This is a genomic window from Pseudomonas sp. CFBP2511 (assembly GCF_030209255.1).
GTDB classification, from domain to species: Bacteria; Pseudomonadota; Gammaproteobacteria; order Pseudomonadales; family Pseudomonadaceae; genus Aquipseudomonas; species Aquipseudomonas avellanae.
The window spans coordinates 1-23348 of the sequence record NZ_JARVSI010000002.1; the positions used below are offsets into that span (position 1 = coordinate 1).

The 23348-nt window shown below is 58.8% G+C and carries 25 protein-coding genes; 9 read left to right on the forward strand and 16 right to left on the reverse strand.

Annotated elements, in window-relative coordinates; all coding sequences use genetic code 11:
• Positions 1-2 precede the first annotated feature (2 nt).
• From QRN38_RS01435 to QRN38_RS01445, 3 genes are all read left to right on the forward strand, one after another.
• On the forward strand, positions 3-1982 hold the full coding sequence (locus QRN38_RS01435; protein ID WP_050427574.1) for a DUF3274 domain-containing protein: 1980 nt from the start codon (positions 3-5) through the stop codon (positions 1980-1982).
• Positions 1979-3643 (forward strand): type VI lipase adapter Tla3 domain-containing protein, encoded by a 1665-nt coding sequence (locus QRN38_RS01440; RefSeq protein WP_007247050.1) that lies wholly within the window; start codon positions 1979-1981, stop codon positions 3641-3643. Before QRN38_RS01435 ends, QRN38_RS01440 begins: the two co-directional genes overlap by 4 nt.
• A gap of 84 nt (positions 3644-3727) precedes the next feature.
• Positions 3728-4063 (forward strand): hypothetical protein, encoded by a 336-nt coding sequence (locus QRN38_RS01445; protein WP_003345152.1) that lies wholly within the window; start codon positions 3728-3730, stop codon positions 4061-4063.
• 187 nt (positions 4064-4250) lie between these two features.
• On the opposite strand, the gene QRN38_RS01450 is transcribed toward QRN38_RS01445, so the two are convergent.
• The 8 genes from QRN38_RS01450 to QRN38_RS01485 form a co-directional block, all read right to left on the reverse strand.
• Entirely contained in the window at positions 4251-4574 is a 324-nt protein-coding gene (locus tag QRN38_RS01450) for a DUF3392 domain-containing protein (RefSeq protein WP_002551720.1), read from the reverse strand.
• A gap of 9 nt (positions 4575-4583) precedes the next feature.
• Positions 4584-5798, reverse strand: coding sequence for a radical SAM family heme chaperone HemW (gene hemW, locus QRN38_RS01455; RefSeq protein ID WP_122222817.1), 1215 nt, complete (start codon positions 5796-5798; stop codon positions 4584-4586).
• Entirely contained in the window at positions 5795-6391 is a 597-nt protein-coding gene (rdgB, locus tag QRN38_RS01460; protein ID WP_010212532.1) for an RdgB/HAM1 family non-canonical purine NTP pyrophosphatase, read from the reverse strand. Before rdgB ends, hemW begins: the two co-directional genes overlap by 4 nt.
• A 30-nt stretch (positions 6392-6421) precedes the next feature.
• The gene (gene metW, locus QRN38_RS01465; RefSeq protein WP_003377217.1) at positions 6422-7042 is read right to left on the reverse strand and encodes a methionine biosynthesis protein MetW; all 621 of its coding nucleotides are present in this window, start codon (positions 7040-7042) and stop codon (positions 6422-6424) included.
• Positions 7043-7049: 7 nt separating this feature from the next.
• Positions 7050-8189 carry a homoserine O-succinyltransferase MetX gene (gene metX / locus QRN38_RS01470; protein WP_057416666.1) on the reverse strand — a complete coding sequence of 380 codons (1140 nt, stop codon included), beginning with the start codon at positions 8187-8189 and terminating at the stop codon, positions 7050-7052.
• Between the two features lie 292 nt (positions 8190-8481).
• Entirely contained in the window at positions 8482-9072 is a 591-nt protein-coding gene (locus QRN38_RS01475; RefSeq protein ID WP_003377215.1) for a YggT family protein, read from the reverse strand.
• A 25-nt stretch (positions 9073-9097) separates the two neighbouring features.
• Positions 9098-9916 carry a pyrroline-5-carboxylate reductase gene (proC, locus tag QRN38_RS01480; protein WP_005769432.1) on the reverse strand — a complete coding sequence of 273 codons (819 nt, stop codon included), beginning with the start codon at positions 9914-9916 and terminating at the stop codon, positions 9098-9100.
• 52 nt (positions 9917-9968) lie between these two features.
• On the reverse strand, positions 9969-10655 hold the full coding sequence (locus QRN38_RS01485) for a YggS family pyridoxal phosphate-dependent enzyme (RefSeq protein WP_057417976.1): 687 nt from the start codon (positions 10653-10655) through the stop codon (positions 9969-9971).
• Between the two features lie 55 nt (positions 10656-10710).
• On the opposite strand from QRN38_RS01485, the gene QRN38_RS01490 reads away from it, so the two are divergent.
• A complete protein-coding gene (locus QRN38_RS01490) occupies positions 10711-11745 on the forward strand; it encodes a type IV pilus twitching motility protein PilT (protein ID WP_003377212.1) in 1035 nt (344 codons plus the stop codon).
• Positions 11746-11849: 104 nt separating this feature from the next.
• Here QRN38_RS01490 and QRN38_RS01495 read toward each other — a convergent pair whose 3' ends face one another.
• Complete coding sequence (locus QRN38_RS01495) at positions 11850-12488, reverse strand: C40 family peptidase (protein ID WP_005769426.1); 639 nt, start codon at positions 12486-12488, stop codon at positions 11850-11852.
• A gap of 292 nt (positions 12489-12780) precedes the next feature.
• Here QRN38_RS01495 and QRN38_RS01500 point away from each other — a divergent pair, with 292 nt between their 5' ends.
• Entirely contained in the window at positions 12781-13185 is a 405-nt protein-coding gene (locus QRN38_RS01500; RefSeq protein ID WP_005769424.1) for an NINE protein, read from the forward strand.
• A 216-nt stretch (positions 13186-13401) separates the two neighbouring features.
• Here QRN38_RS01500 and QRN38_RS01505 read toward each other — a convergent pair whose 3' ends face one another.
• The 7 genes from QRN38_RS01505 to gshB form a co-directional block, all read right to left on the reverse strand.
• Positions 13402-14673: a dihydroorotase gene (locus QRN38_RS01505; RefSeq protein WP_007247057.1), complete on the reverse strand. Its 1272-nt coding sequence runs from the start codon at positions 14671-14673 to the stop codon at positions 13402-13404.
• Positions 14670-15674 (reverse strand): aspartate carbamoyltransferase catalytic subunit, encoded by a 1005-nt coding sequence (locus QRN38_RS01510; RefSeq protein ID WP_007247058.1) that lies wholly within the window; start codon positions 15672-15674, stop codon positions 14670-14672. The genes QRN38_RS01505 and QRN38_RS01510 overlap by 4 nt, the downstream gene beginning before the upstream one ends.
• A 12-nt stretch (positions 15675-15686) precedes the next feature.
• Entirely contained in the window at positions 15687-16199 is a 513-nt protein-coding gene (gene pyrR, locus QRN38_RS01515; protein ID WP_005769419.1) for a bifunctional pyr operon transcriptional regulator/uracil phosphoribosyltransferase PyrR, read from the reverse strand.
• Positions 16200-16441: 242 nt separating this feature from the next.
• A complete protein-coding gene (gene ruvX / locus QRN38_RS01520; protein ID WP_003377205.1) occupies positions 16442-16882 on the reverse strand; it encodes a Holliday junction resolvase RuvX in 441 nt (146 codons plus the stop codon).
• On the reverse strand, positions 16882-17454 hold the full coding sequence (locus tag QRN38_RS01525) for a YqgE/AlgH family protein (RefSeq protein ID WP_005769417.1): 573 nt from the start codon (positions 17452-17454) through the stop codon (positions 16882-16884). Before QRN38_RS01525 ends, ruvX begins: the two co-directional genes overlap by 1 nt.
• Positions 17455-17529: 75 nt before the next feature.
• Positions 17530-18432: an energy transducer TonB gene (locus QRN38_RS01530; protein ID WP_005736950.1), complete on the reverse strand. Its 903-nt coding sequence runs from the start codon at positions 18430-18432 to the stop codon at positions 17530-17532.
• 249 nt (positions 18433-18681) lie between these two features.
• A complete protein-coding gene (gene gshB / locus QRN38_RS01535) occupies positions 18682-19641 on the reverse strand; it encodes a glutathione synthase (protein ID WP_017700133.1) in 960 nt (319 codons plus the stop codon).
• A gap of 244 nt (positions 19642-19885) precedes the next feature.
• On the opposite strand from gshB, the gene pilG reads away from it, so the two are divergent.
• The 4 genes from pilG to QRN38_RS01555 are packed head-to-tail and all read left to right on the forward strand — an operon-like array spanning position 19886 to position 23337.
• Entirely contained in the window at positions 19886-20296 is a 411-nt protein-coding gene (gene pilG / locus QRN38_RS01540) for a twitching motility response regulator PilG (RefSeq protein WP_002551738.1), read from the forward strand.
• 46 nt (positions 20297-20342) lie between these two features.
• Positions 20343-20708 (forward strand): twitching motility response regulator PilH, encoded by a 366-nt coding sequence (gene pilH, locus QRN38_RS01545; RefSeq protein WP_003377196.1) that lies wholly within the window; start codon positions 20343-20345, stop codon positions 20706-20708.
• A 14-nt stretch (positions 20709-20722) separates the two neighbouring features.
• Positions 20723-21262, forward strand: coding sequence for a chemotaxis protein CheW (locus tag QRN38_RS01550; RefSeq protein WP_005769411.1), 540 nt, complete (start codon positions 20723-20725; stop codon positions 21260-21262).
• 32 nt (positions 21263-21294) lie between these two features.
• Positions 21295-23337, forward strand: coding sequence for a methyl-accepting chemotaxis protein (locus QRN38_RS01555; protein WP_005621029.1), 2043 nt, complete (start codon positions 21295-21297; stop codon positions 23335-23337).
• Positions 23338-23348: the final 11 nt, after the last annotated feature.

Sequence of the window (23348 nt, forward strand, 5' to 3'; positions counted from 1 at the left end):
GGCTGATCCCCAACCTCAACACCACCTGCAAAATGGAAGTGCCCGCCGACCTGCCGGGCGTGGTGATCTTTCTGCATGGTGTGAATGATCCGGGGGCTTCTTATGAGTCGGTGGAGACGGGGTTGTGTCAGGGGGTGAATGAGCGGCTGGATCGGCCGGATCTGGTGCCGGGGCGGTATGGGGAAAAATACAAAGAAGCAGGAAACGTCCCCTACGAGAAAAGGGACAGTGACCAGAAAGTCATCCTCGATGATCCTGATACTTATCTCTACCGGCGCGACGCATCTGATCCGAAAACCCATAGCCTGCTAATTCCCTTTTATTGGGGGCATCGGGCAGCACCCGATCAAATCAAGCGTGATGACGCGGGCGATCCGTTCAGAATGCGTAATCAGTTTCAGGACATCAACGGCAACCGGCTGGATCGCCACTTTGCCAAAGCGGGAGGTTTTATTGCCAACGCGACCAATAACATACCGGATGTCTATGGTGAAGGTTTTAGGCCCAATCTGAAAAGCATCGCTCTGGAAACGTTTAAGCCAGACAACGCTTTATATTTTGGTCACTCGCCAGCGCGGCACTATTGCGTATTAGCGGCTCACCGTTTGGCTACGCTGATACGCGAGATCCGTCGCGTGTCGCCTGACGAGACCATTACAATCATGGGTCACAGCCAAGGCACGATAGTCACCTTGCTGGCGCAAGCGTTGCTGGTAGACGGAGGAGACCGTTGCGCAGATACTTTTATCATGGTGGATACGCCTTATTGTGTGTTGCCTGGTAACACTCCCAAAGACCAAGACACATTTTCAACGCTGGTCGGGATCGTAACTGCGATAACCAATACGCCACACACACAACCAGCCATGTCAGAACTCAGGGATGCTAAAACCTACTGCGGCAGAAGCGGTTCGCGATGGTCACCTACTCAAGGTATCCGCAAAAATAAAGTGGGCAGCATGACCGTCTTTCCCGAGCGTGATAACCGAGGAAAGGTATATCTGTATTTCTGCCCGGATGACACCACTGTCTCACTGGATGACGTCCAAGGCATCGGGACCTATGGAATGCCTGATGCGCTACCTGATGGACGAATGGCAATGATGGTGCTCCAGCAACTACGCTTCTATCAACGCATGTGGACTAAGCGCCATCGCTATGGCGAGGCGATCCTGATCGGCAACACGCCACAACCTGAACTCATGCGTGCCACAGGCGAAGCTCGATACCCAGGTAGCTCATTTGGAGCCGGTATGATTGCTCGCGCGCCTATCCTGGAGGGGCAAGAGCGCCTTATCAATGCAGAAGCGCTGAGTCCGCCTCATGAACCAGAAATGTTCGGCGGCGAAGCGAGCAGGGGCACCCCGACGACTTCAGGTTTGGACAGGCCCGACGATGTTGCGAAGGGCGTTGCGCTGGGAAAGGATGAAGCCACGTTCATGTGGGTAAGAATGCCGTCCGAGTACGATTCTCCGAACATGTCACAACAAGAGGCACAAAACGCTTTTAACGCATTGTCCGACGACCCGGAAAACCATACTCGCGCATTACGAAAAATAAAATCCACGACAAATAGTAGCTCTCATCATGAAAGAGAGGAAACACCCAGAGAAGCACGCGAACGTATGGAGAAAAACCGTGATGCCTGGAGCGAAAACTCCTATCACTCAGGCATACTGCGCAGCCCGGAAAATCATCGCTGGGTGACTGCAATGGACATCGCTATTGGCCAGGCTAAATGCTTGGATGATCCGGCGATGCGTGATGTTCTGATTGCGATTGCGGATTGGAAAATTGACAAAAAAGTATTCGAGTACATTGAAAAGTTACCTGGTTGGGTGCGATTGAGCCATAAAGCACAGGCTCTGGTAAAGGCTAGCAATGATTATTATGTAAAAGGTAAATTCCCTCCCTCAAGTTTAGTACCTCTTACACCCCCACCTTTGGTCGGCCCTGCTTTAAATGCAGGAACTGTCGCATGAAAGGCCGCCAATCGAAAAGTCTAATCCGACCAAGCTTGAAGCCTTATCTCGGGATAGCTAGCGTATTACTCATTCTCTGGACTGGATTCGTCCTGTTTGTCTATTACAAAACACAGGAAAGCAACATGAAACTCATCGACATGGGCACCGTGCTACGCTGGAGCATTGCAGTAGTTTTAGGAACCGCACTACTAGCGTACAGCGGGCATTGGTGGGGCAAAGCCATAGCCCATGAGAGAGCCGAACTTGTAGCGTATAAAACCAAGATAATGGCCCAAAATTCTGAACAACAGGCTACGCAAAAACGGACCTATGCGCTGGAAATACGTGGGGTCGGGATTGGTATCTATCACGATCACCAGTCTGAGATCTGGAAGCTCATAAAAAAGAAGAGTAATAATTTTGTCTCAATATACTCCCGAGACCCGAAAGACTATGATGCTTCTGTTGACTCGCGCGAAATAAGTAGAGACATTAAAATCCAAGTAGCGTTCCAGCATTCTGCGGATGCTTCAGTAGCTTACTGGCCTATACCTGTGTTTGCAATTGCCCCACCCAAGCAACCGTCAGATGTTGGTGCTGCCGATAATATTGTCAATGGTAGGAATGCAGCCACCCTAGGGGTAACTCTCTTTTTGTGGCAAGACGCCGATAACACCACACAAGCCCAAAGCATGATTGAGCGTCTTTACAAATTTTTTGATGAAAATCAGCAAGTGCCTCAAGCATTGATTGTAAGTGAAGATGGCGATGTCACGCGAAATGGCCTGCGCGTGGCAGGTACTCCTGGATTGCAACACGGACAGGTTGTACCCACAATCTACGAAAGTATGACTGGATTGTTGGTCACTCGGTCAGATCGGGTGGATCGCTACATTCGTCCCTATGCCATTGATGAAACCGAAAACAATCAGAACAAAAACACAGATCTGGGAAAACTTTGGGCTTTTTACTGGAATCGTGACGACGCATTCACGGAACAGTATGAAAACGAACAAAGCGCCAAAGGCGTTTTAATTCCCAAATCCCCAGGCACCATGTCCACCGCCTACTGGCAAGCCCAACTCCCCACCCTCTGGAAAACCATCAGCAACCGTGGCCCCGGCAATTTCGAGCCTTCCCCTTGGCTGCCCATCCGCTGGGGGCAGCATCAGGTCAAGGAGTTCGACGCCGCGCCGGTGCTCGGCTACCTGCATCGCCCGATCAAGGCGCCCATGCAGGATGAAAACGGCAAGCGCCTGAAACCTGCCTTGCAAGCCAAAGCCCTGCAAGCCGCGTGGATGCAGGCGCTGGACACTCTGCCCGAAGGTCAGAAACCTGTGCGGGTGTTCTACGACAGCACCAACAACCCGGAAGCCGAAATTGCTCTGAACAATGCACTGCACGACCTGAACAAGGACGGCCACGGCCTTGAACTGGGCAACGTCGAAGAAGGCTACGACATCGGTCGCCGTCTGGGTAATACCGGGGTCAGCGGTGCGCTGGTCGAGATCAATCTGGCGACCATCGCCAGCTACAAGGACGGCGGCGTCAGTGCGGTGGTCTACGCAGGCACCGATGGCAGCCTGACCGTACAAATGGTCCGCCCACCCGATGAAGCCCGCAAAGCGAAGAACAGCCAGAACCGTGGTGCCGACCCGTTCACCTACGGCTCACCCTAAGTACGAGCCGCGCGAGAGGTGTGACGTTTTACTATCGAAGAAAAAACCTGCACGCCAACTGTGTAGAAAAACAGGGATCGAACAATGACTACAGAAGCTAAAAATCATATCGGCCACTATTTTATCCTCACGCTCATTGGCTTGGGCATCTGGCTGCCCATTAGCGGTATAGCCTTTTGTATATACGTGCTTCGAACGGCCAGCAATCTAGGCATGGGGGGACTGACTGTCGTCGGAACGATATTCTCACTTCTGTGCATAGAATTCGTCGCAACTGGAATGTTGCTTATATACGCATATTTGAAAATGCCGTGGAGGCTTTCCAGAAAAATCCGAACAGTTTTTTTCATGCACGCCTTGGCAGCAGGCTTGACCGCACTCTCAGCTTTTATATTATTTTTAATTATCAAGCTGCAATGAGGTTCAAAAGTCACACCCTGAAAAAATAGTTAACCTATGTAGGCGCAAAATTAAAGAAGACTATGATGAGTCGGTCATAGGCGCGGTCTTATCACAAAAGACCAACCTGTAACGAACGCATATAAGAAAGCCCCAACTCTCACGAGCCAAGGCTTTTTATTTACCACTGGTTTTACGCCGGGTGTGTTCACTTGCGGTCAGCAATCACCCCGATCAACACCAACACTACCAACAGCACCGGTGCCAGGCTGTAGTTGTTGAACTGGCTGAGGCCGCGCACCACCCACGGGGTGGCGTAGATCAGCGCTGCGCCACTGCCGACGGCGCAGAGCAGGGCGATGAGCGGGATGCGCAGGGCGCCTGTAATGCCGCTGATGCGTTGCTCCAGCCAGCCTTTGATGTCCGAGCCGAACAGCACCAGCAGGCAGCCGACCAGTGCGAGGGCGATTTCCGAAAGATTGCTGCGACTCCAGCGCGAAACGGTGGCGAGCAGGTCGAGTACGAAATCCATGCAGGGTCCTTAGATCAGAAAATATTGCAGCAAGTCATTGAGGAACAGCTGGCCTTGCGGGGTCGCGATCAGGCGTGCCGGATCTTCATGCAGCAGGCCTTTTTGTTCGGCTTGCCTGCGTGCCCCGGCGAGCGAATCGAGGCTTAGACCCGTTCTTTCCCGAAATAACGCAGCGTCCACACCATTTGTCAGTCGCAATGCATTCATCAAGAATTCAAACGGCAATTCGTCCAGCGGCAACAGCTTTGAACCGGCCTGAAACGGTTTGTCCGGGTTCAGGTAATCCTTGGGCAGCCGGGTCTTCCAGGTGCGGATAATGCGCCCGTCCGGATGGCTCAGCTTGCCGTGCGCGCCTGCGCCGATGCCGATGAAATCACCAAACGCCCAGTAGTTGAGGTTATGCCGCGCCGGTTTCCCGGGTTGCGCATAAGCCGACACTTCGTACTGCGCGTAACCCTGAGTGGCCAGCAACTGCTGTCCGGTTTCCTGAATGTCCCAAAGAATGTCGTCTTCCGGCAAAACCGGCGGCTGGTTCCAGAAGACGGTGTTGGGTTCCAGGGTCAGTTGATACCAGGACAAGTGCGTCGGCGCGAGGGCGATGGCCTGGCGCAGATCGTCCAGCGCCTCGTCCTGGGACTGGTCCGGCAGGCCGTGCATCAGGTCCAGGTTGAAGTTGTCGAAACCGGCCTGACGCGCCATGTCGGCGGCGCGAATCGCTTCGTCGCCGTTGTGGATACGGCCCAGCGCCTTGAGTTTGGATGCCTGAAAGCTCTGAATGCCGATGGACAGCCGATTGATCCCCAGACCGCGATAGGCGCTGAATTTCGCCTGTTCAAAGGTGCCGGGGTTGGCTTCCAGGGTGATCTCGATGTCGCTGGCAAAGCGGATACGTTGTTCGACGCCTCGCAGCAAACGGCCCAGCGCGTTGGCGCTGAACAGGCTCGGCGTGCCTCCACCGAAGAAGATCGATTGCAGTTCACGGCCGTAGACGTGCGGCAGGTCGAGGTCCAGATCGGCGAGCAGCGCGTCGACGTATTCCTGTTCCGGCAGCACGGGGCTTGCGGTGTGCGAATTGAAGTCGCAGTACGGGCATTTGCGCACGCACCACGGAATGTGGATGTACAGCGACAGCGGGGGCAGGTGCGGCAGTGCAGGGCGTGGCGTCTCTGACGAGAAACCGCTCTCGCCGAGAAACAGCGGCTGCGCAGGCGAATCGTGGGTCATTGCAGACCCAGGCGTTGGCGCAACAGGACCATGGCGCGGGCGCGATGGCTGAGCTGGTTTTTCTCGCTCGGGCCGAGTTCGGCGCTGGAGCAGTTGCGCTCCGGCACCCAGAACAGCGGGTCGTAGCCAAAACCGTGCTCGCCGCTGGCAGCGTGCAGGATGCGCCCATGCCACAGGCCTTCGCAGAGGATCGGCAACGGGTCGTCGGCGTGACGCACCAGCGCCAATACACAAACGAACTGCGCGCCACGCTGCTCGTCCGGCACGTTTTTGAGCGCCTCCAGCAGCTTGGCGTTGTTGGCCGCGTCACCTTTGCCGTCGGCGTAGCGTGCCGAATAGATGCCAGGCGCGCCGCCGAGAAAGTCCACCGCCAGCCCCGAGTCATCGGCCAGCGCGGGCAGGCCGGACAGGCGTGAGGCATTGCGCGCCTTGAGGATCGCGTTCTCGACGAACGACAGGCCGGTCTCTTCCGGCTCCACCAGGCTGAACTCGCTGACCGAGCGCAGCGTCACGCTGCCGCCGAGCATGGCCTGAAGTTCTTTGAGTTTGCCGCCGTTGTGGCTGGCCAGTACGAGTTGGGTGAGGTTCATCATTGGCCTGTCGTGGTGCGTGAAAACGATCGGTTAAATGGCAATCTGGTGGTCCGTCAGGCCTGGGCTGGTGACCCGGTAGATACCGATTTCGCCGAGCAGATTGGGCCACAGTTTGCTGGCCCAGCCGTGACGGTGCTGCTGATCGACGGCCAGCCTGTCGAGCACCTGTGCGTCGCGCTCGCGGCACAGTTCTTCGAAGTCGCCGAAGGTGCAGAAGTGGATGTTCGGTGTGTTGTACCAGGTGTACGGCAGAAAATCCGACACCGGCATGCGGCCTTTGCTCGCCAGATACCAGCGGCAGCGCCAATGGCCGAAGTTCGGGAAGGTGATGATGCACTGGCGTCCGACGCGCAGCATCTCGTCGAGAATTCTGTCCGGGTAATGCACCGCTTGCAGGGCCTGGGTCATGACCACCACGTCAAAGCTGTTGCTGGCAAAGTTGCCCAGCCCCTTGTCGAGGTCCTGCTCGATGACGTTAATGCCCTTGGCCACGCATTCGGCGATGTTGGCTGCGTCGTTTTCCAGCCCGTAACCGGTGACCTGCTTGTGATCACGCAGCCAGGTCAGCAATTCGCCGTCGCCGCAACCGAGGTCGAGCACACGGCTGCCTGCGGGGATCCATTCCTGGATGATTTCCAGATCGGCTCTCATGACGTCCTCACAACGAAATTCGGTTCATGTAATTACCGAAAGCCTGCAAGTAGCGCGGAATCGGGATCAGGAAGGCGTCGTGCCCTTGGGGCGCATCGATTTCCAGGTAGCAGACGTCCTTGCGTGCGGCCATCAGCGCGTCCACCAGCTCCCGCGAGCGGGCTGGCGAGAAACGCCAGTCGGTGGTGAACGACATCACGCAGAATCTGGCGGTGGCGTTGGCGAACGTCTTGGCCAGGTCGTCGTTGAAATTAGCGGCAGGGTCGAAGTAATCCAGCGCTTTGGTCATCAACAGGTAGGTATTGGCGTCGAAACGCCCGGAAAACTCTTCACCTTGATAACGCAGGTAGCTTTCGACCTGAAACTCGACGCTGTGGAAATCGTAGTTGAGCTTCTCGCTCTTCAGGCCACGGCCGAATTTTTCGCCCATCGAGTCGTCCGACAGGTAGGTGATGTGCCCGACCATCCGAGCCAGCATCAGGCCGCGCTTGGGGATTACGCCGCGCTCCTGAAAAGAACCGCCGTGAAACTCCGGGTCGGTGAGAATCGCCTGGCGCGCCACTTCGTTGAAGGCGATGTTCTGCGCCGACAGCTTGGGGGCCGAGGCGATTGCCAGGCAATGGCGCACGCGATCCGGGTAACTGATGGTCCATTGCAGCGCCTGCATGCCGCCCAGACTGCCGCCAATCACCGCCGCCCATGTGTCGATGTTCAGCACATCAGCCAGCCGGGCCTGACTGTTGACCCAGTCTTCCACGGTCACAACCGGGAAATTGGCCCCGAACGGCTTGCCGGAGTCCGGGTCGATGCTGCTTGGGCCGGTTGAGCCATTGCAGCCGCCCAGGTTGTTGAGGCTGACGACGAAGAATTTGTCTGTGTCGATAGGCTTGCCGGGACCTATGCAACTGTCCCACCAGCCGGGTTTGCGGTCATCGGCGCTGTGAAAGCCTGCGGCATGATGATGCCCGGACAGCGCGTGGCAGATCAGCACGGCATTGCTGCGTGCAGCGTTGAGCTGACCGTAGGTTTCGTAAATCAGGTCATAGGCTGGCAACGAACGACCGCAGGCCAGCGCCAGAGGCTCGCTGAAATGCGCCGTTTGCGGTGTAACCAGTCCGACAGAATCGTGGGGGAATACCGTGGGCATCGACCCTGCTCTCGCTTGAATGAGGCGTAAGTCTAAAGATCGCGGGGGGCAGCGGCAATAAGGGATGTTGTGAGGCGCAGATTGACGGCACGATAGTTACAGAACTATCGTTCCGCACGCTCCAGCGTCGGAATGCCGTGGGTGACGCTCCGCGTCACAGATCTGCGCCGCGCCGCGCATTCAGGATAGGACGCAGAGCGTCCAGAACGGCATGCGACGCGGAGCGTCGCACGATAATTGAGATTATCGTTCCGCATGCTCCCGCGTCGGCGCGATAGTTACAGAGCGTCGCTTACATCAGCAACCGCAACACGTCCGGCATGTTGCTCATGGCGGCGAGGTTGTTGATGACCAGCATGTCGAGCAGTTTGAGCACCAGGAATGCCAGGATCGGCGAGATATCCAGGCCGCCCAGGTTCGGGACGATCTTGCGGAACGGTGCCAGGGCGGGCTCGCAGATCTGGTTGACCAGCTCTGCGCCAGGGTTGTGGCTGCCCGGTGCGACCCACGACAGGATCACGCTGATGATCAGGGCAAAGAAGAATATCTTCAGGAACAGCGCCGTCACGCCAATAATCGACCAGAGCAGCAAATGCAGCGGGTCGCCGGTGGTGCCGAACATCAGCAGCAGGGTCAGCGCCATCAGGATCATCTGCACGATGATCGCCAGCACCAGTGACGACATGTCCAGGCCGAACAGGCTCGGAATGATGCGTCGCAAAGGCTTGAGCAGCGGCTGGGTGGCGCGCACGATGAACTGGCACAGCGGGTTATAGAAGTTGGCCCGCACCAGTTGCAGCACGAAGCGCAACAGGATGATCAGCAGGTACAGACTGCCGAGCGTTTGCAGGACGTAAATTGCAGCGGTGTTCAATCCGATCATCAATCTGCTCCAGAAAGCCTGAAAATTATTTGCCCAGTTGCTCAGCCAGCTCGGCTGCGCGGTGGTCTGCGGCGGTCAGCGCTGTTTCTACCAGCGCTTCAAAGCCGCCTGCCTGAAAGGCCTTGATCGCAGCTTCGGTGGTCCCGCCCGGTGAGGCGACACGACGACGCAATTCGCCTGCGTCCACATTGCTGCCAGTGGCGATCAGCGCCGAGCCCAGCGCCGTTTGCAGCGTGAGTTTTTTGGCGATGTCTTCCGGCAGGCCCAGCTTCACGCCTGCCGCGGTCATCGCTTCCATCATCAGAAAGAAGTAGGCAGGGCCGCTGCCGGACACTGCTGTCACGGCATCCATGTGTTTTTCCTGCTCGACCCACACTGCCACGCCAACAGCCGACAGCAATTGCTCGGCCTGCTCGCGTTGTGTTGGCGAGACCTTGTCGGTCGCATACAGACCGCTGGCACCCTGACGCAACAGCGAGGGGGTGTTGGGCATGCAGCGCACCACAGGCTGGTCGCCCAGCCATTGAGTCAGGCTGGCACAGGTGATACCCGCCGCGACCGAGACAATCAGTTGATGAGCTTCAAGGCTGGCCTTGAGTGCCTGGCAGACGCTTTTCATCATCTGCGGTTTGACGGCCAGTACCACGACGTCGGCACCCTTGACGGCCTCGGCGTTGTCGGCGAACACCTCGATGCCGTGTTCAGTGGAAATGCGCTCACGGGTTTCGGCACCCGGCGCACTGGCGCAGATCAGCGATGCTTCCACGCCTTGCGCGCGCAGGCCGCCGATCAGGCTGGCAGCCATGTTTCCGGCGCCGACGAAGGCGATACGAGTCTTGCTCATGAGGGGGTCCTTGTGGGCAGATTCAGAGTAGGCAAATTCAGTGTGTGCAAAGTCATGGCTGCCCATAGTCGCGGGCGCCAAAAAGAGCCGTGCCGATCCGCACCCAGGTTGCGCCTTGTGCAATGGCGGCTTCCAGGTCGTGGCTCATGCCCATGGAAAGTGTGTCGAGTGACAGGTTCAACTGCCCCTGCAAGGTACGCACGGCGGCGAAAGAGGCCGCCTGAGCCGCTGGGTCGTCCGTCGGCTCGGGAATGGCCATCAGGCCACGCAGCTTCAATCGTGGCAGGGCGTTGATGGCGGCGGCCAGTGCTGGCAGGTCTTGAGGCGCACAGCCGGACTTGCTGGTTTCACCGCTGACGTTCACTTGAATGCAGATGTTTAGCGGCTCAAGGCCTTCGGGGCGCTGCTCGGACAGGCGTTGAGCAATTTTCAGGCGATCCACGGAATGTACCCAGGCGAAGTTCTCGGCGATAGCGCGCGTCTTGTTCGACTGAATGGGGCCGATGAAGTGCCAGCACAAGGGCAGGTCGGCCAGTTCGAGCTGTTTGCCCAGTGCTTCCTGTAAATAATTTTCGCCAAAGTCGCGCAGGCCTGCGGTGTAAGCTTCACGCAGGTCGCTGGCAGGCTTGGTTTTACTCACCGCCAGCACGCCTACGGACGCCGGATCACGTTTGGCCGCGAGGGCTGCGTCGCGAATTCGCTGCTCGAGCGTTGAAATGTTCGCTGCTATCGTGGACATTGATTTACGCCAGCAAGGCTAAGGTCTGCGGCATTCTATGTGATTGAGGAGCTGTATGGATATTACCGAGCTGCTGGCCTTCAGTGCCAAACAGGGCGCGTCGGACTTGCACCTCTCTGCAGGTCTGCCACCGATGATCCGCGTGGACGGCGATGTGCGGCGTATCAACCTGCCCCCACTGGACGCCAAGGAGGTCAAGGCGCTGATCTACGACATCATGACCGACCGGCAGCGTCAGGATTTTGAAGAGCGCCTGGAAACCGACTTTTCGTTTGAAGTGCCGGGTGTCGCGCGGTTTCGGGTCAACGCATTCAACCAGAATCGCGGTGCGGGCGCGGTATTCCGAACTATTCCTTCGAAAATCCTCAGCATGGAAGACTTGGGGATGGGCAGTGTGTTTCGCAAGATTACCGATGTGGCGCGTGGCCTGATTCTGGTTACCGGGCCGACCGGTTCAGGCAAGTCGACGACCCTGGCGGCGATGATCGACTACCTCAACTGCAACAAGCATCACCACATCCTGACCATCGAAGACCCTATCGAATTCGTTCACGAGTCCAAAAAGTGCCTGGTTAACCAGCGCGAAGTGCACCGCGACACGCTGGGGTTTTCCGAAGCGTTGCGCTCGGCCCTGCGTGAGGACCCGGATGTGATTCTGGTGGGCGAGATGCGTGACCTGGAGACCATTCGTCTGGCTCTGACCGCTGCTGAAACCGGCCACCTGGTATTCGGCACGTTGCACACCACGTCGGCGGCCAAGACCATCGACCGGATCGTCGATGTGTTCCCGGCGCAGGAAAAGTCGATGATTCGCTCGATGCTGTCCGAGTCGCTGCACGCGGTTGTCTCGCAGGCGCTGCTCAAGAAGGTTGGCGGCGGGCGCGTGGCGGCGCATGAAATCATGATGGGCACCCCGGCGATTCGTAACCTGATTCGCGAGGACAAGGTGGCGCAGATGTATTCGTCCATCCAGACAGGCGGCTCATTGGGCATGCAGACGCTGGACATGTGCCTGGCCGATCTGGTGAAACGCGGCCTGATTACCCGCGAAAGCGCTCGCGAGCGGGCCAAGGTGCCGGACAACTTCTGATGTTGGCCGAGTGCGACATTTTGGCATTTGGCATTTGGCGTCTGGAAATAAAAAAGGGGCCCTGAACGAATTCAGGGCCCCTTTTTTGTCAGGCAAAGATCAGATCAGCGCTGAACGACGCGCAACTGCTGTGCCTGCTTGGGCAGCACGCGCTTGGCGATCTTGTAGTGACTGTTCCAGTACGGCTTGTTCAGCGTGTCGACAGTGACCGCCTTGCCACGTCGTGGCGCGTGGACGAACTTGTTGTCGCCCAGGTAGATAGCCACATGATTGATGTTGCGGCTCTTGATGTTGAAGAACAGCAGGTCACCTGGCTTCAGGTCCTTGCGGTCCACGGTCTGGCCATGACCCTGAGCCATTGCGTTGGACGTGCGCGGCAGGTCGACTTCACGAACATCGGTGTAGGCATATTTGACCAGCCCGCTGCAGTCCAGACCTTTGCCGGGCGTGGTGCCGCCCCAGCGATACGGTGTACCGACGGCCTGTAAGGCGCGTTTTACAACGGCATTGCCCTGTTTGGCAGGCGCCGCGATGGACGCCTGCAAGGCGGCGGCCTTGGCGTTTTTGCGGGAAAGTGGCTTCTGAGTGGCGTGAGAGGTTTTAGGTTGCAGAGAGACTGGTGTGGCTTCCTGGGGTGCATTGCGAGTCGCGAGTGCCGGTGAAGAGTGACTTTTGGCGGTGTAGCCCGTGAAGCTCGCAGGAAGTTGTTGCTCACGATTGGTGGCGTGGGCGGCCAGTGGCATAAATAGGCAAATGGTTAGCCATGTCTTGAAAAGAGGACGCATTCGGCAAGGCTCATAGTGGTCAGCGCGCAACTTTATAACAGCTTTTTCAAAAATTCTGACCCCATTTGTCGATCGCGTCACACTGGCATCATTACGTTTTATGCGACAAACTCTTTCTTTTTTCGCGTCAATCCCTTTAACGACAAGGGCTTGGCGGCGTGAAACCGACTCGTTTGCCATACGTCGGAATAGGGAAACGAAGTCACAAATTTGTTATGTATTTTTTTCTATCAGCGCAAAGAGGGTAAAAATGAACGGCTATCGTTCTGACACACACAGCAAAGTCATGGGCTACCTGATGTGGATTTTCGGGTTTCTCGGTGCGCACCGCTTCTACTATGGCAAGCCGGTCACCGGGACTATCTGGTTCTTCACCTTCGGCCTGTTCGGCATTGGCTGGCTGATCGACCTGTTCCTGATCCCGTCGATGGACCGCGAAGCCGACCTGCGCTTTACCCCCGGCTCAACCGATTACAGCCTGGCGTGGATCCTGCTGACCTTCCTCGGCCTGTTTGGCGTACACCGCATGTACCAGGGCAAGTGGATTACCGGCATCATCTACCTGTGCACGGGCGGATTGTTTCTGGTGGGCATTTTGTATGACTTCTGGACAATGAATGACCAGATCTCGATGAAAAACGCCCAGCGCGGGTGATGGTTGAGGTTATCGTTCCTCACGCTCCAGCGCAGGCATGCCTTGGGTGACGCTCTGCGTCACAAACCTGCGCCGCGCTGCCGCACTCAAGAGCGGACGCAGAGCGTCCAGAACGGCATGCCGACGCGGAGCGTCGCACGATAGTTGCTGTCGTTGCGCACGCTCCAGCCCCGACACTTGTCGTTCCTCACGCTCCAGCGCGGGAACGACCTTGCCTCAACGGCTGTAGCTGATCCGTCCATCCACCAGTGTGTAGCGTACCGAGCCCGGCAGGCAGTGGCCGATGAAGGGGCAGTTATCGCCCTTTGACAGCCAGGTCTCACCGGCGACGGTCGATGCTGTCGGGTCGAACAGCACGATGTCCGCAGGCGCGCCGGCGCTGAGCTTGCCGGCAGGCAAACGCAAGGCGTCTGCCGGGCCGCTGCTCAGGCGGGCGAGCAGGGTTGGCAGGTCAAGGAGGCCGTCGTCCACCAGCGTCATGGCCAGCGGCAACAACAACTCAACACTGCTGATGCCCGGCTCGGTGGCGCCGAACGGTGCCAGCTTGGCGTCACGCTCATGCGGCTGGTGATGGCTCGAGATGGCTTGAATCACCCCGGACCTCACGGCTTCACGCAGGCCGTCGCGGTCGGCGCGGGTGCGCAGCGGCGGCTGGACGTGATACAGGCTGGAGAAATCGATCAGCGCCTCATCAGTCAGAATCAACTGGTACAACGCCACATCCGCCGTTACCGGCAGCCCACGCGCCTGTGCTTGAGCAATCAGGGCCGCGCCGCGTGCGCTGGTCAGTTGGCTGAAGTGCGCGCGCACGCCGCTTTGCTCGACCAGCAGCAGGTCGCGAGCCAGCGCTACGGTCTCGGCTGTTTCAGGAATGCCCGCCAGACCCAGAAACGCCGCCGTCGGGCCATCATGGGCCAGACCGCCTTCGGCCAGATCACGATCCTGGGAGTTGAAAATCACAGTCAGGTCGAAGGTGGCGGCGTATTCCAGCGCCCGGCACAGCGTACGGGTATTGCTGAAGCTGCTCAGGCCGTTGCCGAACGCCACGCAGCCTGCGTCGCGCAGGGCGATCAGTTCGGCCAGTTGCTCGCCTTCCAGGCCCTTGCTCAGTGCACCAACAGGAAACACTTTGCTGAAACCGGCTTCACGGGCACGGTCCAGAATCAGTTCGGCCACCGCCGAGGTGTCGAGCACCGGTTTGGTCTGTGGCGGGCAGCACAGGCTGGTCACGCCGCCTGCGACCGCAGCGCGGGTTTCACTGGCGATGCTGCCTTTACGGCTATAGCCCGGCTCGCGCAGGGACACGTTGAGGTCGACCAGGCCGGGCGCGGCAACCAGCCCGGTAGCGTCGATGACCTGAGTGGGTTCAAAACCGGCCGGTGCGGCGCCGATTGCGACGAGTTTGCCTGCCTCGATGTGCAGGTCGGTGGTCTGATCCAGCCCGCTGACCGGGTCGATGACGCGAGCGCCGAGGATGCTGAGCTTCACTGGGCGTTCTCCTGTTCGAATTGGCGTTGTGCGTTTTGTCCGCTCATGGCCATCGACAGCACTGCCATGCGGATCGCGATGCCGTAAGTCACCTGGTTGAGAATCACCGAGTGCGCACCGTCGGCCACGGCCGATTCGATTTCCACGCCACGGTTGATCGGGCCGGGGTGCATTACAATCGCATCCGGTTTAGCGCCAGCCAGGCGCGCGGTGGTCAGGCCGAACAAGCGGTAGAACTCGCCTTCGCTGGGCAGCAGGCCACCCGTCATGCGCTCACGTTGCAGGCGCAACATGATCACCACATCGACGTTCTTCAAACCTTCGTTGAGGTCGGTGTAGACCTTCACCCCGTATTGCTCGACGCCCACCGGCAGCAGGGTTTTCGGGCCGATCACGCGGATGTCCGGGCAGCCCAGCGCCTTGAGTGCAATCATGTTGGAGCGCGCCACCCGCGAGTGCAGGATGTCGCCGACGATGGCCACCGACAGGTTTTCAAAGCCACCCTTGTGACGACGAATCGTCAGCATGTCGAGCATGCCCTGGGTCGGGTGCGCGTGGCGGCCGTCGCCGCCGTTGATGATCGCCACGTCCGGGCATACGTGCTCGGCAATGAAGTGCGCAGCGCCCGAGTCTGCGTGGCGCACGACGAACATGTCGGCGGCCATTGCTTCAAGGTTGCGCAGGGTGTCGAACAGTGTTTCGCCCTTGCTGGTAGAGGAAGTCGAGACGTTCAGGGTGATCACGTCGGCCGAGAGCCGCTGGGCCGCCAGTTCGAAAGTGGTCCGGGTGCGTGTGGAGTTTTCGAAGAACACGTTGCACACCGTCTTGCCGCGCAACAACGGGACCTTCTTCACCGCCCGTGCGCCGACTTCAAGGAACGAGTCGGCGGTGTCAAGAATTTCGGTTAGCAGCTCGCGGGGCAAGCCGTCCAGAGACAGAAAATGGCGCAGCTGGCCCTGATGGTTGAGCTGCAGCGGGCGCTTGGCGTCGAGAGGCGTCATCGCAATGGACTCTTAAAGGGCGGTGGAGAGGTCTTGAAGTTCAAGTGCCAACGGCTCGGGGCCGGACAGCTTGATGCGCTCGTTGGGTGCCAACGACAGGGTCGCGCCAACCACGTTGGGGCGGATCGGCAGTTCGCCAGCGTCCAGGTCCAGCAGGCAGACCAGCGTGACGCTGGCCGGGCGGCCGTAATCGAACAGTTCGTTGAGGGCGGCGCGAATGGTGCGGCCACTCATCAGTACGTCGTCGATCAGCACCAGATGCTGGCCTTCGATCTCGAACGGCAGCTCCGAAGGGCGCACTTGCGGATGCAGGCCGTTCTGGCTGAAATCATCGCGGTAGAACGAAACGTCGAGGGTGCCCAGCGGCGAGGGGTTGTTCAACGCCTCGAGCAGCGCCTGAGCGACCCACACACCGCCCGTGCGGATGCCGATGAAACGAGGGTCGCTGATGCCGCGCTTGCTCAGATGAGCGTTCAGGTCAGTGGCCATCTGACGAATCAGTTCGGCGGGATTGGGCAGGCTCATATTTGCTCCTTTGAGGCTCGGGCAGCGTCCTTCCCAGACTGTGTAAAAACTACTGCGCTTGGCAATACTGCGTTAAAAACAGGCGAAAAATGCTCATTTAGAACACCTAGACTCCGCTTTTTCGCCTGTTTTTGCCTTGTCTTGCCTTCGCTCGTGACGTTTTTACACAGTCTGGTCCGTGGCGCGTTACTCAAGCAATAACGTGGAATCCGGGTATCTCGAAGCGGTATGGGCTGCGAAAGTCACACATTCAACAATTCGGGGTGCTCGTCGAGCCAGCCTTGCAGCAGCAGTGCAGCGGCAATGGCGTCCACCGGGTTGTCGCGATAGCTGCCTTTCTGGCCGCCGCGAGCCATGCGCTCGCCCTTGGCCTCGAAGGTCGTCAGGCGTTCGTCGTGGGTGTAGACCGTGACGCCGAAGCGGCCGTTGAGTTTGCGCGAAAACTTCTCGGCGCGGGCACTCATCTCGCTGGGCGTGCCGTCCATGTTCAGCGGCAGGCCGACCACGATGGCGTCAGGTTTCCATTCGTTGATCAGCGCCTGGACCTTGTCCCAGTCCGGGACGCCGTTCTGCGCCTTGAGCGTACAGAGTTCGCGGGCCTGGCCGGTAATCGCCTGGCCGACCGCGACGCCGATCTGTTTGGTGCCGTAGTCGATCCCCAGCAGCAAGCGTAAAGCAGCCATCAAGCGTGCCCCGCCTGAGTCGAGATAAGGGCGAGATTGATGCCTAGGCGTCTGGCTGCGGCATCGAGGCGCTGATCGCTGTCGACATCGAACAGAATGGCCGGGTCGAACGAGCAGGTCAGCCAGGCATTGTCAGCCATTTCCGCATCCAGCTGGCCAGCGTCCCATCCCGCGTAACCGAGGGTGATCACATTTTGATCAGGCCCGTAGCCGTCGGCGATGGAAAACAGCACGTCCTGTGACGTCGACAGCGAAATCCCGCCGGGTAGATCGACGGTGGCCTGAAAGGTCTGGCCGCTGGGGTGCAGGACAAACCCACGGTCGGTCTGCACCGGGCCGCCAGCATGGATGGCGATTTCCTGGCAGCGTTTTGGTGCAGGCAGTTCCGGTCGCAGTTGCTCGAGCACATCCGCCAGGGTCAGGCTTTGCGGGCGGTTGATCACCAGCCCCATCGCGCCATTGGCGTTGTGCTCAACGACGTAGGTCAAGGTCTGCGCAAAGTTCTCGTCGTGCATGTGGGGCATGGCGATCAGGAACTGATGCTTGAGATAACTCGGAGAGACTTTTTTCATGAGTCCTAGTTTGGCGTCGTGTTACAGACCTGACAACTGGCACTTATACATGTCGAGTGTCCGTTGGCAAAAATGTCAGTTGCTGGACAGCTTGTCGCCGCGTGCGAATTTCCAGGTGCGGATGATCTCTAGCCGGTCGATGTCTGCCAGATCGCCGGTGAACGGCGCAAAGGGCGCAGCAAGACGCACGATTCGCTGTGCGGCCTGGTCCAGCAACGGTTGCCCTGATGATTCCAGCACCAGCACTTCGTACAACGACCCATCCCGATTGATCGACACAAGAAGTCGCAAATTGCCGTAAATCTGCTTGCGGCGAGCTTCCTCAGGATAGTTCAGGTTACCGACTCGCTCGACCTTCTTGCGCCAGTCGTCCTTGTACCAGGCACCTTTGTCGCGCATGGTCGAGGCGGCGTTGAGGCGGTGGATCTTGGGGCGCTTGGCGTACAGCTGCTGTTCGGTCGAGAGTTCGGCTTCCAGGCTGGCGATTTCGTTGCTCAGGTCCGAACTGTCAAAGGTCGGCGCGGCCTTGGTAGTGGGCTCGGGCTTGACTTCGTCGCGCTTGGCGACGGTTTTCTGCGGGCTGGCCGCAGTGGTCGCGACGGCTGTCTTGGGCGCTTCCTGCTTGACCACCGGCTTGCTGGACGGTGGCGGCGTGACTTTATTGACCTTGGTGTCCTGATACGGCGCAAGCTCGGTGGTCTTCAGCGTTTCGGCCTTGTCCAGCGTGCCGCTGCCTTGTTGATCGTCCTGGGCCAGAAAGTCGGCCTGTTTGGGCTTTTCTTCGCTCTTGAACGTGGCGAGGGTGATTTCCAGGGTCTGCGAGATCTGTTCCGGCTTCACATAGGTGAAGCCCACGCCGAGGATCACCGCGAGGTGGATCAGCGCAGCGATCATCATGGTAAAGCCCAGCCGATCGGCAGGACGCACACCCACATTGGCGAGTTCGAGGGGCAGGTCGTTTCTGGCCATGGATGTCATCAGCGGTTCAGTGTCTCGTCAGCCTGCATGTCAAAATCCGTGTCGTGTTACAGGTGGCGCATGATAACGCAATGTACGGTGCAACCTGGCTGCGGATCAGACGAAGGGGCGCCGTGGCATAGGGTTTGCCCCATAGCCGGCGGCGCTCGTCGTTGTACATAACGCTTGAAATACACGAAAACGCGAGCCTTTGTGGGAGCGAAGCGTCGCCCGGTCCGCTCTCACAAAAAGCCCCATCTCCGGGGGACCTTAGCCCTTGCGCGCTTCCAGCTTCTTCTCGATCGCATCCATCAACAGGCCACCGATATTGGTGCCGAAAGCGTTGTCGATTTCGCGGATGCAGGTCGGGCTGGTGACGTTGATTTCGGTCAGGTGCTCACCGATCACGTCGAGGCCGACGAACAGCAGGCCTTTTTCGCGCAGGGTCGGGCCGATCTGTTCGGCGATCCAGCGGTCCTTGTCACTCAGCGGACGCGCTTCGCCACGCCCGCCAGCGGCCAGGTTGCCACGGGTTTCGCCAGCGGCAGGGATGCGCGCCAGGCAGTATGGCACCGGCTCGCCGTCAACCATCAGAATGCGCTTGTCGCCGTCCTTGATGGCGGGCAGGTAGCCCTGCGCCATGATTTGCTGGGTGCCGTGGGCCGTCAGGGTTTCGAGGATCACCGAGAGGTTCGGGTCGCCCGCACGATGACGGAAGATCGACGCGCCGCCCATGCCGTCCAGCGGCTTGAGGATCACGTCGCCCTGTTGCTCGGCGAACTCGCGCAGGATGTCGGCGCGGCGGCTGACCAGTGTCGGCGGGGTGCACTGCGGGAACAGCGTGGCGAACAGCTTTTCGTTGCAGTCGCGCAGGCTCTGCGGCTTGTTGACCACCAGCACGCCAGCGCTCTCGGCCTGTTCCAGCAGGTAAGTGGTGTAGATGAATTCCATGTCGAACGGTGGATCCTTGCGCATCAGGATCACGTCCAGATCGTCCAGACCTGCGTCGATTTCGGCTTCGAACTCGAACCATTTGGCCGGATCGGCGAACACCTTCAGCGGCTTCATGCGCGCGCGGGCCTGGCCTGCGTTCTGGTACAGGTCTTTCTGTTCCATATAGAACAGCGTCCAGCCGCGATCCTGTGCGGCAAGGAGCATGGCCAGCGAGCTGTCCTTTTTATAGGAGATGCGCTCAATGGGGTCCATGACAATCCCTAGGCGAACGCTCATGGGCAATATCCTCTGATCGGTAAGGGCCGCAACGGCCATAAAATTGGCATCAGGGTGGCGCTCCGAGTGCTCCCGGTCAAGGGGCAGGTCTGCCACGGTGCGCTTTATGGATTGAGTCCGGAGAGTATGCTAAAAAGGCTCGGCATCCAGGCTTCGATCCCTGTGGATCAATGAAGCGATACCGTCAGGCTCTCAATGCCTCGCAGAATGCGCAAAAATTCGCTGCGGCGATGGAAGAGCAGCTATGGAACAACACGCCTCTGCATTGAAAGTCATGGTCATCGATGACTCGAAGACCATCCGCCGCACCGCCGAAACGCTGCTTAAAAACGCAGGTTGCGAAGTCATCACTGCGATAGACGGTTTTGACGCGCTGGCCAAGATTGCCGATAACCACCCACGAATCATATTCGTCGATATCATGATGCCGCGTCTGGACGGCTACCAGACGTGCGCGCTGATCAAGAACAACCGTGCATTCAAGTCCACGCCGGTCATTATGCTGTCCTCCAAGGACGGTCTGTTCGACAAGGCCAAGGGGCGAATCGTCGGTTCTGATCAGTTTTTGACAAAGCCTTTCAGCAAGGAAGAACTGCTCAGCGCGATCAAGGCTCATGTGCCGGGCTTCGTTGCAGCAGAACAACACATATCGTGACGCCCGCGCCTGATGTCGCGCGCTCGTAATCTGACGGGGAACACCCATGGCTCGAATACTGATCGTCGATGACTCGCCGACTGAAATGTACAAACTCACAGGCATGCTCGAAAAGCACGGCCATGAAGTGCTCAAGGCCGAAAACGGCGCTGATGGCGTGGCTCTGGCCCGTCAGGAAAAGCCCGACGCCGTATTGATGGACATCGTCATGCCGGGGCTCAACGGTTTTCAGGCCACGCGCCAGCTGACCAAGGACGCCGACACCAGCAACATTCCGGTGATCATGATCACCACCAAGGATCAGGAAACCGACAAGGTCTGGGGCAAACGCCAAGGCGCGCGGGATTACCTGACCAAGCCGGTAGATGAAGAAACCCTGATGAAAACCCTGAACGCGGTGCTGGCCGGCTGATTGCCGGAATCGCCATGGCCGAGCCTCGTACCGCCTTTGAACTGCTGCTGGATATGGACCGACGCTGCCGTTCGCTGGCGGCGGGCCTGCCGTTGCAGGAAACCCACCAGCAGGACTGGGTCGGGATTGGCTTTCGCATGGGCGATCAGCGTTTTGTGGCACCGATCGGTGAAATCGCCGAAATTCTCCATGAGCCCCGACACGCTGTCATGCCCGGCGTGAAATTCTGGGTGGCGGGTGTCGCCAATCTGCGCGGTCGGCTGTTGCCGCTCATGGACTTGTGCGGGTTCTTCGGTCACGAACTGACGTCGGCACGCAAGCAGCGCCGGGTGATGGTGGTCGAGTACAACGACATATTTGCCGGCCTGATGGTCGATGAGGTGTTCGGCATGCAGCGTTTCAGTCAGTTGAGCCTGATACCCCACACCCCGCAGGACGTCGATCAGCGCCTCGTGCCGTTCCTGCGGGGTCAGTTCATTCGCGAGCAGGCCTGGCAGATATTCAGCCCGTGGGCGTTGGTGCAGTCTGCAGATTTCATGGACCTGGCGTCCTAGGTTCACAATTGGTCCAGGCGGGGGCCTGATTAATGAGCAGTACAGACAGGTCAAGGGAAGGTGCACGAAGCCGGACGCAGATTATTCTGCTGTTCGTCGCGTTGATTGTTTTCATCATGTTGCTGTTCGCCAACTTCGCGTACCTCAATACTCAGTCGAACTACGACAAGCAGTACATCGGGCATGCCGGTGAGCTGCGCGTGCTGTCCCAGCGCATCGCCAAGAACGCCACGGAAGCGGCTGCCGGCAAAACCCAGGCGTTCAAATTGCTGGCCGATGCGCGCAACGATTTCGACGTGCGCTGGGGCTACCTGAGAAAAGGCGACCCGGCCACCGGGCTGCCTGCGGCTCCCGAGCTGATACGCGACGAATTGCGCACCGTGCAACGGGACTGGGAAGGGCTGCGCAAGAGTACCGACGTGATTCTGGCCAGCGAGCAGACCGTCCTTTCACTGCACCAGGTGGCGGCGACTCTGGCCGAAACCATTCCGCAGTTGCAGGCCGAATACGACAAGGTCGTCGAAAACCTTCTGCAAAGTCGTGCGCCTGCTGCGCAGGTCGTGGTCGCGCAACGTCAGGCGCTGCTCGCCGAGCGGATTCTCGGTTCGGTCAACACCGTACTGGCTGGCGACGAAACAGCGGTGCAGGCCGCCGATGCCTTTGGCCGTGACGCCAGCCAGTTTGGCCGGGTGCTTAACGGCATGCTGGAAGGCAATGCGACGCTGCGCATCACCCAGGTCGAAGATCGCGATGCCCGGGCGCGGCTGGCGGAAATCGCCGAGCTGTTCGAGTTCGTGTCCGGCTCGGTGGACGAAATCCTCGAAACCTCGCCCGAGCTTTATCAGGTGCGCGAGGCCTCGGGCAACATCTTTAACACCTCGCAGACCCTGCTGGACGAAACCTCGGTGCTCGCCAACAGCCTGGAAAACCTCGCCAAACGCCGCACCATGAACACCGTCGGCGGTTATGTGCTGGGCTTGCTGGCGCTGATGTCGATCATCCTCATCGGGCTGGTCATGGTTCGCGAAACCAACCGCCAGTTGCGCGAAACCGCTCAGAAGAGCGAGCGCAATCAGACGGCGATCATGCGTCTGCTGGACGAGATCGAAAACCTCGCCGACGGCGATCTGACCGTGACGGCTTCTGTTACCGAGGACTTCACCGGTGCGATTGCCGACTCCATCAACTACTCCATCGATCAACTGCGCGAACTGGTGGTGACCATCAACCTGACGGCCGAACAGGTGGCCTCGGCCGTCACCGAGACCCAGGCCACGGCCATGCAGTTGTCTGCCGCGTCCGAGCATCAGGCCTTGCAGATCAGCGCGGCCTCCACGGCGGTCAACGACATGGCGGCATCGATTGATCAGGTGTCGGCCAATGCGTCGGAGTCCTCGGCGGTTGCCGAGCGTTCGGTGGCAATTGCCAACAAAGGCAACGAGGTGGTGCAGAACACCATCCACGGCATGGACAACATTCGCGAACAGATTCAGGACACGTCCAAGCGCATCAAGCGCTTGGGTGAGTCTTCGCAGGAAATTGGCGACATTGTCAGCCTGATCGACGACATTGCCGATCAAACCAACATTCTTGCGCTCAACGCGGCCATTCAGGCGTCGATGGCCGGTGATGCCGGGCGAGGCTTTGCGGTGGTGGCTGACGAAGTGCAGCGGCTGGCGGAGCGTTCCTCGTCGGCGACCAAACAGATCGAGACGCTGGTGCGTGCCATCCAGAACGACACCAATGAAGCAGTGATCTCCATGGAGCAGACCACCAGCGAAGTGGTGCGCGGCGCGCGGCTGGCGCAGGATGCTGGCGTGGCACTCGGGGAAATCGAAGGCGTTTCCAGGGTGCTGGCCGAACTGATCGAAAGTATCACCGATGCAGCCCATCAGCAGGCCGAATCTGCCGGTCAGATCTCGCAGACCATGACCGTGATTCAGCAGACCACTTCGCAGACCACGTCCGGCACGTCGGCCACCGCCGAAAGCATTGGCAATCTGGCGAAGATGGCCAGCGAAATGCGTCGCTCGGTATCGGGTTTCACCCTGCCGCCCTCGAAGAAGATCGGATGATGTTCAAGAAA

Excerpts from the sequence above, each read along its gene's own strand:
- QRN38_RS01440 (WP_007247050.1), top strand. The coding sequence starts at position 1,979 with ATGAAAGGCCGCCAATCGAAAAGTCTAATCCGACCAAGCTTGAAGCCT.
- QRN38_RS01445 (WP_003345152.1), top strand. The coding sequence starts at position 3,728 with ATGACTACAGAAGCTAAAAATCATATCGGCCACTATTTTATCCTCACG.
- QRN38_RS01450 (WP_002551720.1), bottom strand. The coding sequence starts at position 4,574 with ATGGATTTCGTACTCGACCTGCTCGCCACCGTTTCGCGCTGGAGTCGC.
- hemW (WP_122222817.1), bottom strand. The coding sequence starts at position 5,798 with ATGACCCACGATTCGCCTGCGCAGCCGCTGTTTCTCGGCGAGAGCGGT.
- rdgB (WP_010212532.1), bottom strand. The coding sequence starts at position 6,391 with ATGATGAACCTCACCCAACTCGTACTGGCCAGCCACAACGGCGGCAAA.
- metW (WP_003377217.1), bottom strand. The coding sequence starts at position 7,042 with ATGAGAGCCGATCTGGAAATCATCCAGGAATGGATCCCCGCAGGCAGC.
- metX (WP_057416666.1), bottom strand. The coding sequence starts at position 8,189 with ATGCCCACGGTATTCCCCCACGATTCTGTCGGACTGGTTACACCGCAA.
- QRN38_RS01475 (WP_003377215.1), bottom strand. The coding sequence starts at position 9,072 with ATGATCGGATTGAACACCGCTGCAATTTACGTCCTGCAAACGCTCGGC.
- proC (WP_005769432.1), bottom strand. The coding sequence starts at position 9,916 with ATGAGCAAGACTCGTATCGCCTTCGTCGGCGCCGGAAACATGGCTGCC.
- QRN38_RS01485 (WP_057417976.1), bottom strand. The coding sequence starts at position 10,655 with ATGTCCACGATAGCAGCGAACATTTCAACGCTCGAGCAGCGAATTCGC.
- QRN38_RS01490 (WP_003377212.1), top strand. The coding sequence starts at position 10,711 with ATGGATATTACCGAGCTGCTGGCCTTCAGTGCCAAACAGGGCGCGTCG.
- QRN38_RS01495 (WP_005769426.1), bottom strand. The coding sequence starts at position 12,488 with ATGCCACTGGCCGCCCACGCCACCAATCGTGAGCAACAACTTCCTGCG.
- QRN38_RS01500 (WP_005769424.1), top strand. The coding sequence starts at position 12,781 with ATGAACGGCTATCGTTCTGACACACACAGCAAAGTCATGGGCTACCTG.
- QRN38_RS01510 (WP_007247058.1), bottom strand. The coding sequence starts at position 15,674 with ATGACGCCTCTCGACGCCAAGCGCCCGCTGCAGCTCAACCATCAGGGC.
- pyrR (WP_005769419.1), bottom strand. The coding sequence starts at position 16,199 with ATGAGCCTGCCCAATCCCGCCGAACTGATTCGTCAGATGGCCACTGAC.
- ruvX (WP_003377205.1), bottom strand. The coding sequence starts at position 16,882 with ATGGCTGCTTTACGCTTGCTGCTGGGGATCGACTACGGCACCAAACAG.
- QRN38_RS01525 (WP_005769417.1), bottom strand. The coding sequence starts at position 17,454 with ATGAAAAAAGTCTCTCCGAGTTATCTCAAGCATCAGTTCCTGATCGCC.
- QRN38_RS01530 (WP_005736950.1), bottom strand. The coding sequence starts at position 18,432 with ATGACATCCATGGCCAGAAACGACCTGCCCCTCGAACTCGCCAATGTG.
- gshB (WP_017700133.1), bottom strand. The coding sequence starts at position 19,641 with ATGAGCGTTCGCCTAGGGATTGTCATGGACCCCATTGAGCGCATCTCC.
- pilG (WP_002551738.1), top strand. The coding sequence starts at position 19,886 with ATGGAACAACACGCCTCTGCATTGAAAGTCATGGTCATCGATGACTCG.
- pilH (WP_003377196.1), top strand. The coding sequence starts at position 20,343 with ATGGCTCGAATACTGATCGTCGATGACTCGCCGACTGAAATGTACAAA.
- QRN38_RS01550 (WP_005769411.1), top strand. The coding sequence starts at position 20,723 with ATGGCCGAGCCTCGTACCGCCTTTGAACTGCTGCTGGATATGGACCGA.
- QRN38_RS01555 (WP_005621029.1), top strand. The coding sequence starts at position 21,295 with ATGAGCAGTACAGACAGGTCAAGGGAAGGTGCACGAAGCCGGACGCAG.